Source organism: Kocuria sp. (assembly GCF_030536815.1).
GTDB classification, from domain to species: Bacteria; Actinomycetota; Actinomycetes; order Actinomycetales; family Micrococcaceae; genus Kocuria; species Kocuria gwangalliensis.
The window spans coordinates 1-6,502 of sequence record NZ_JAUNPE010000122.1 but is presented as its reverse complement, the minus strand read 5'-3'; the positions used below and the strand labels follow the sequence as shown (position 1 = coordinate 6,502).

Annotated in this window: 6 protein-coding genes; all 6 read left to right on the top strand. The window is 68.1% G+C overall.

What is annotated here, in order from left to right; all coding sequences use genetic code 11:
• Window positions 1–171: 171 nt before the first annotated feature.
• On the top strand, window positions 172–972 hold the full coding sequence (locus tag Q4E95_RS10185; protein WP_303383202.1) for an SDR family oxidoreductase: 801 nt from the start codon (window positions 172–174) through the stop codon (window positions 970–972).
• A gap of 130 nt (window positions 973–1,102) precedes the next feature.
• Entirely contained in the window at window positions 1,103–2,173 is a 1,071-nt protein-coding gene (locus Q4E95_RS10180; RefSeq protein WP_303383201.1) for an iron-siderophore ABC transporter substrate-binding protein, read from the top strand.
• Window positions 2,170–3,237, top strand: coding sequence for an iron ABC transporter permease (locus Q4E95_RS10175; protein ID WP_303383200.1), 1,068 nt, complete (start codon window positions 2,170–2,172; stop codon window positions 3,235–3,237). The genes Q4E95_RS10180 and Q4E95_RS10175 overlap by 4 nt, the downstream gene beginning before the upstream one ends.
• Window positions 3,234–4,301 carry an iron chelate uptake ABC transporter family permease subunit gene (locus tag Q4E95_RS10170; protein WP_303383199.1) on the top strand — a complete coding sequence of 356 codons (1,068 nt, stop codon included), beginning with the start codon at window positions 3,234–3,236 and terminating at the stop codon, window positions 4,299–4,301. The genes Q4E95_RS10175 and Q4E95_RS10170 overlap by 4 nt, the downstream gene beginning before the upstream one ends.
• Window positions 4,298–5,251 (top strand): ABC transporter ATP-binding protein, encoded by a 954-nt coding sequence (locus tag Q4E95_RS10165; protein ID WP_303383198.1) that lies wholly within the window; start codon window positions 4,298–4,300, stop codon window positions 5,249–5,251. Before Q4E95_RS10170 ends, Q4E95_RS10165 begins: the two co-directional genes overlap by 4 nt.
• Entirely contained in the window at window positions 5,244–6,284 is a 1,041-nt protein-coding gene (locus tag Q4E95_RS10160) for a siderophore-interacting protein (RefSeq protein ID WP_303383197.1), read from the top strand. The genes Q4E95_RS10165 and Q4E95_RS10160 overlap by 8 nt, the downstream gene beginning before the upstream one ends.
• The last annotated feature ends 218 nt before the right edge of the window (window positions 6,285–6,502 follow it).

The following is a 6,502-nucleotide window of genomic DNA, read 5'->3' as shown; positions in this document are numbered from 1 at the left end:
CGCAGCGTTGTCAGTGAAATTGGGCGTGTCTGTACCCTCAAGATGTTGTGCCATGTGCCCCAGTCTCTCATGCCCTCCGCGCGCGATCGGGCCGGCGCGGAGTCTCAAACGTCCTAATCCATTGTGACTGAGTATTTCCCCTGGATAAATCGGGCGACTACCGTGGCGGGTATGACCCACAACATACAGAGCACCTATGACAACCCCAAGCCCGTCGGCAACGGCAAGGTGGCCGTGGTCACCGGAGCCTCCACCGGCATCGGTGAGGCCACCGTGGAACGGCTGCGCAACAGCGGCTGGACCGTGTACGCCGTGGCACGCCGCGCGGACCGGCTCGAAGACCTCGCCCAGCGCACCGGCGCTATTGCCGCGCCCACGGACATCACGGATCCGGCCCAGGTCGATGCCCTGCGGGACACGGTGCTGTCCGAACAGAAGACCGTGGATGCCGTGCTCAACATCTCCGGTGGCGCGCGCGGCACCGACAAGATCCTTGACGCCAAGGAAGAGGACTGGAACTGGATGTTCCAGGTCAACGTCATGGGCACCCTGCGGGTGACCCGGGCGTTCCTGCCAACCTTGCGCGAGAACGGCGAGGGCACCGTGGTCAACCTGACCTCGCTGGCCGCCTTCCGCGCCTACGAGGGTGGCGCCGGGTACAACGCCGCCAAGTACGCCGAGCGCTCCATGACCGAAGCACTGCGCTTGGAGGAAGCCGAACACAACGTGCGCGTGGTCGAGGTGGCTCCCGGCCTGGTGCACACCCCCGAGTTCTCGCTGATGCGCCTGGGCGGCGATCAGGAAGCCGCGGACAAGGTCTACGCCGGCGTGGAGAAGCCGCTCACCGGTGCCGATGTGGCCGAGGTGCTCGCGTTCGCCGTGGAGCTACCGCACCACGTCAACATCGACACCCTCACCGTGAAGCCGGTGGCGCAGGCGGCCATTCACAAGATGATTCGCACGCAATCCTGACGCTGAAACGATGTAGTGAACGGGCCCCGACGAGAATGTGTCGTCGGGGCCCGCACTCATGTTGTCAGAACCCGCTCCAGTAATTTAGGTTAGGCTAACCTGATCTAATTGGACTGTTCGAGGAGCCACAGTGCACGCATCGTCACACCCCGCCCACACGCCCGCCGTAACCCGGCGCCGCCTGCTCGGCTCCGGCCTGGCACTTGCTTCGCTCATGGGCCTGGCCGCGTGCTCAACCGGCTCACGCGGGGGCGATGAAGTGACCCAGCCGGGCGCCACGGCGTCGTCGTCGCCCACCGACTCCTTCCCCGTGAAGGTCGAGCACGCCCTGGGTACCACTACCGTGGACGCCGAACCCCAGCGCGTGGTGACCGTGGGGGCCAGCAGCAACCAGGACTTCGTGGCCGCCCTGGGGGTGATGCCCGTGGGCATCGTCACGGTTGCGTGGGGCGGCAACGCCAACGGCTCCACGGACTGGTTCGACGAGGCCGTCTCCCGCCTGGGCGCGGAGCAACCGGAGCAGTACGACGAATCGGACGGAACGAACTTCTCCGCGGTCGCGGAACTGAGCCCCGACCTGATCGTGGCGGTGAACTCGGGGATCACCCAGGAGGATTACGACCGGCTCGCGAAGATCGCCCCCGTGGTGGCCTATCCCACGGGCCCGTGGGTCAACGCCTGGCAGGACCAGCAGCGGCTGGTCGCTCAGGCCCTGGGGCGTTCCGAGGCGGGCGACACGCTGGTCGAGGACGCCGAGGCACTCATCGCCAGCCGTTCGGAGGAACTGGGAGACGCCAAGGGCAAGACCTTCATTTACGGGGACGTGTCCGGAAACCTCGGGTTCTACGGGCCCGGCGACGGGCGCCCGCGGTTTTACGAGGAGCTGGGCCTGACATTGCCGGCGGTGGTGACCGACAACATTTCCGAGGACGAGTTCTGGCGCGAATGGCCGCAAGAACGCGCGGACGAGCTCGACAGCGACCTGTTCATCAGCGCCGCCGAGGACGATGAGGCGGTCCAGAAGTTCAAGGAGGACCCGATCCTGCGCGCGATCCCCGCGGTCGCCAAGGATCAGGCCATCTTCTTCACGAACAAGCAGGACGTTCTGGCCGGGTCCGTGACCTCACCGCTGTCCATCCCCTACGCGCTGGACGTCCACATCCCCGCCATTAAGGGAGCCCTGGGGATGCAGTCCTCGTGAGCGCACAAGCCGGGGTCGCCGCCCCGCAGCGCAGCAGCCAGACCGCCGGACGGACGCGCTCGCGTGTCTGGCCGGTCTTGGCGGCTCTGCTCGCGGTGACCGTGGTGGTTTCCGTGCTGGTGGGTACCCGCCCCATCGACCCGTCCATCACGTGGCGGGTGCTGCCGGGGGTGTTCACCGGGGACCTCGCAACCACCGGTGTCCCCGCGCTCGACGCCGCCGTGGTGCAGTCCCGCGTGTGGCGTACCGCCGCGGGGGTGCTCACGGGGGCGGCACTGGCCGTCGCCGGAGCGCTCCTGCAGGGCGCCACGCGCAATCCGCTGGGTGATCCCGGGATTCTGGGGCTCACCGCGGGGGCCGCGTGCGCCGTGGTCGCGGGTGCGGTTCTGGGGGGACTGGTCTCTCCCGGTTCCCAACTCTGGTTGGCCGCGGCGGGATCCGCGGCGGCCATGCTGCTCGTCTACGGGCTGGCCACGGTGGCCAAGGGCGGTGCCCGGCCCGTGACCCTCGCGCTGACGGGCGCGGCGATCTCCGCGGGCCTGGGGGCGCTCACGAGCGCCATGCTGCTCAGCGACCAGGCGACCTTCAACTCGTTCCGCTCCTGGCAGGTGGGGGATCTTGCGCGTCCCGACGGCACGTTCTTGCTGCTGGCTGCCCCCGTGGTCCTGATCGGCCTGGTGGTTGCGTGGCCGCTGGGTGGTTCCCTGGACACCCTCAGCCTGGGCGATGCACTGGGCCGCGGACTCGGCGCCCACCCCGCGCTCATCCGGTTGCTCGCCGGTGTGGCCGTGGTGCTGCTCGCCGGTACCTCCACCGCTCTGGCCGGTCCGCTCGTCTTCTGCGGGTTGCTCGTGCCCCATGCCGTGCGCGCCTTTGTGGGTGTGTCCTATCGGCGCGTGATCCCCGCGTGCATGCTGGCCGGGCCCGCGGTCGTCTTGCTCGCGGACACCGTGGCACGCATTGCGCTCCCGGATCGCGAGTTGCAGGTGGGCATCGCGTTGGTGATCATCGGCGCGCCGGCCCTGGTGGCCATTGTGCGCCGCAGGGGAGTGGTGACCGCGTGAGCCAGACAGTGACCACCCGTCCCGTGGCAACACAGCCCGTATCGGACACGGTCGAGAAGGTCCGCACCGGACGACGCCGCACCCACCGCAGGTTGCGCGGGGTCACCCTCGCCCTGTGCGTTGCCCTGGTGATCTGCTCGTTCGCCCGCATTGCACTGGGTAAGTACGTGGTGTCCGTCCCTGACCTGGTCTCCGTGCTCGCGGGGACCTACGAGGGTCCCGCGAGCTACATCGTGTGGGACGTGACCCTGCCGCACACGATCCTGGGGATCCTGACGGGTATCTGCTTTGGATTGGGCGGGCACCTCTTCCAACGGGTGCTGCGCAATCCGCTGGCGTCCCCGGACATCATGGGTGTCTCCTTCGGGGCGGGCCTGGCCGCGGTCGTGGCCATCACCGTGGGTGGCCTGTCGGGCGCGGCCGTGACCGCCAGTTCCCTGGCCGGAGCCTTTGTGCTCATGACCGCGGTGATCCTTGCCGCCGGCGGAACCAGGGCGAACATCGGGCGCCTGGTGCTCACCGGTGTCGCCGCCGGGACCCTGACCACGGCCGGCATCAACGGCGTGCTCACACGATCCAGTATTTATGAGGCCCAGGAAGCCCTGCAGTGGTTGACGGGGTCGCTGAACTCCGCGCGCTGGGCCGACATCGCCCTGGTGGGTATCGCACTTATTATTCTGCTGCCGCTGTGCGCGCTGCTGACCCCGTCCGTCGACGCAATGGGCACCGGTGACCACTTGGCCTCCGGGCTGGGTGTGCCCGTTGTTCCCGTGCGGTTGACCGCGCTCGCGCTCGCCGTGGTGTTCGTGGCAGTGGCCGCGTCCGTGGTCGGGCCCGTGGCGTTCGTCGCGTTCATGGCGGCCCCCATTGCGCGCGGCCTGGCCGGAGGTGCCGGGCTGGCGCATCACGCGGCCCTCGTGGGTGCGCTGCTCATGGTGGTCTCCGATTACATTGCCGCCGAGGCCATCCCCGGGTTGTCCCTGCCCGTGGGTGTCGTCACGGCGGCAGCCGGCGCACCCGTCCTGTTGTGGCTGTTGATCGGCCGAGGAAAGGCTGAGTCATGAAACTCTCCGACCATTCGTTGATCGACGCGCGGGACGCGTCCGCAAGCTCGTCGTCGACGACGCCGCCCGCCACCTCCGCGACCCGGGGTCCGGCCGTGCCGGGGGCCGTGTCATTGCAGATCCGTAATCTCACGGCGGACTACGGAGCGGGGCCCGTCCTGAGCGAGATTTCCCTGGACATCCCCCGCGGTGCCGTGACGGTGCTGGTGGGTGCCAACGGCTGCGGAAAGTCCACGCTGCTCAAGACCATTGCCCGCCAGCTCAAACCGTCCCACGGTGAAGTGCTCCTGGGCGGCGAGGACACCGGGAAGTGGTCACGCACGCAGTTCGCCCGGCGCGTCGGATTCCTGCCGCAGGATCCGGTGGCGCCCGAGGGTGTCACCGTGCTGGACCTGATTTCACGCGGGCGTCACCCGCATCGCGGTGCTTTCGGGCGCTGGCGTGCCAGCGACGACCAAGCCGTGGCGGAGGCCGTGGACCTGACCGGCCTGGACAGTTACCTGGACCGGCAGGTCACCGAACTCTCCGGCGGTCAACGCCAACGCGTGTGGATCGCATTGTCATTGGCGCAGCAGACGGATGTGCTGTTGCTGGACGAACCGACCACGTACCTGGACATCGCGCACCAGGTGGAGGTCCTGGACATTCTGGCGGATCTGCAAGGCCAACGCGGGATCACCCTGGTCATGGTGCTGCACGAGTTGAACATGGCCGCCCGATACGCGGACCAACTGGTAGCGATCAAATCCGGGACGGTCCTGGCCTCGGGAACCGCGGAGGACGTCATGACCGATCACACGGTCAGTGAGGTCTTCGGAATGTCGGCCCGGGTACTGCACGATCCCGAATCCGATGCCCGACTGGTGGTTCCGGCGCGAACCCGCCGCGCGGCGTCGTCGGCGATCGCTGGGCCGGCGCAGACCGCGACCGAGGAAGGTATGAATGTCTGATATCCAAGCCGTCATGAGCCGCGTGACCCGCACCGAGATGGTGGGGGAGCACCTGGTCCGGGTCAGTGTGGCGGGGGCGGAACTGAGGACGCTGCCGTGGGGCAAGTCCGGTCCCGGGCCGCGCGCGGACGCGTACTTCAAGGTGGTGATCCCCGCGCCCGGCCACGACCACGTGCGCGTGGACACCTCGGACCTGAGTCGGTGGCGGCAGGAGTTCCTGTCTCGGCCCGAAACCGAGCGCGGCTGGATCCGAACCTATACGCTGCGTGACGCGCGTGTCGTGACCACGGCGCAGGGCGAGGTTCCGGAAATGGACCTCGACGTGGTGGTGCACGAGGACGAAGTACACGGTGGGCTGGGCCCCGGCGCCCGGTGGGGTTCCGAACTGGCGCCCGCGGACACGGTGCAGCTGCTGGTCCCTTCGGCCACCGGGAACTGGTGGGCCTGCTGGGACGAACACCGGGCCGGTAACAATCGGGTGGTCTTCGCCGGGGACGAAACGGCCTTGCCGGCCGCGGCAGCCATTGTCGACTGCGTGGACCAGTCCATTTCGCTCGGTAGTGATTCCGTGCCCGGTACCGGTGCGCCCCAAACACTGCACGTGGCCGTGGAGGTCCCCTCTCACGGGGATGCCACGTTGCCGGCCGGGCCGGCGGCACTGTCCCGCGGGGTCATGACCAACGGGGACATCCGGGTCACCCTGCGCAGCGGAACCGAACTGACCTGGACGTGGCTGGATCGGGGTGAATCGGCCACTCGCAACGAGCTCCTGGAGTCGTGGGTGGGGCGGCAACTCAAGGGTCCGGCGGCAACGGCGCGCCACGCGGCGTCGTCCACGGTCGAGGAACGGGAAGAGGACACCGGGGACTTCGTGTGGGCCACCGCAGACGCCGCCGGACACGGCCCGTACTGGTTCCTGGCCGCGGAATCGTCCGCTGTGAAATCCTTGCGCCGGCTGTGCGTGTCACACGGGGTACCGAAAACTGACATATCGTTCATGGGGTACTGGAAACGGGGACGCGCCACGGAGTAACCGCTGTCCCGCGGGACGCTGCGCGTAGCCCTGGCATCGACGCATCGGAAGGTGACCGTGAAGGGCCCATTCAACAAGGACCTCTCCTCGCGGTCCGTGCGAGTGCGCATCCTATCCACGATGCTCGCCTTCATGGCCGGTGGCCTGCTCATAGCCGGATTCGTCAGCTACTACGTGCAGTTCACCGTGTTGGACGACCGGGTCAACGCGGAACTGCT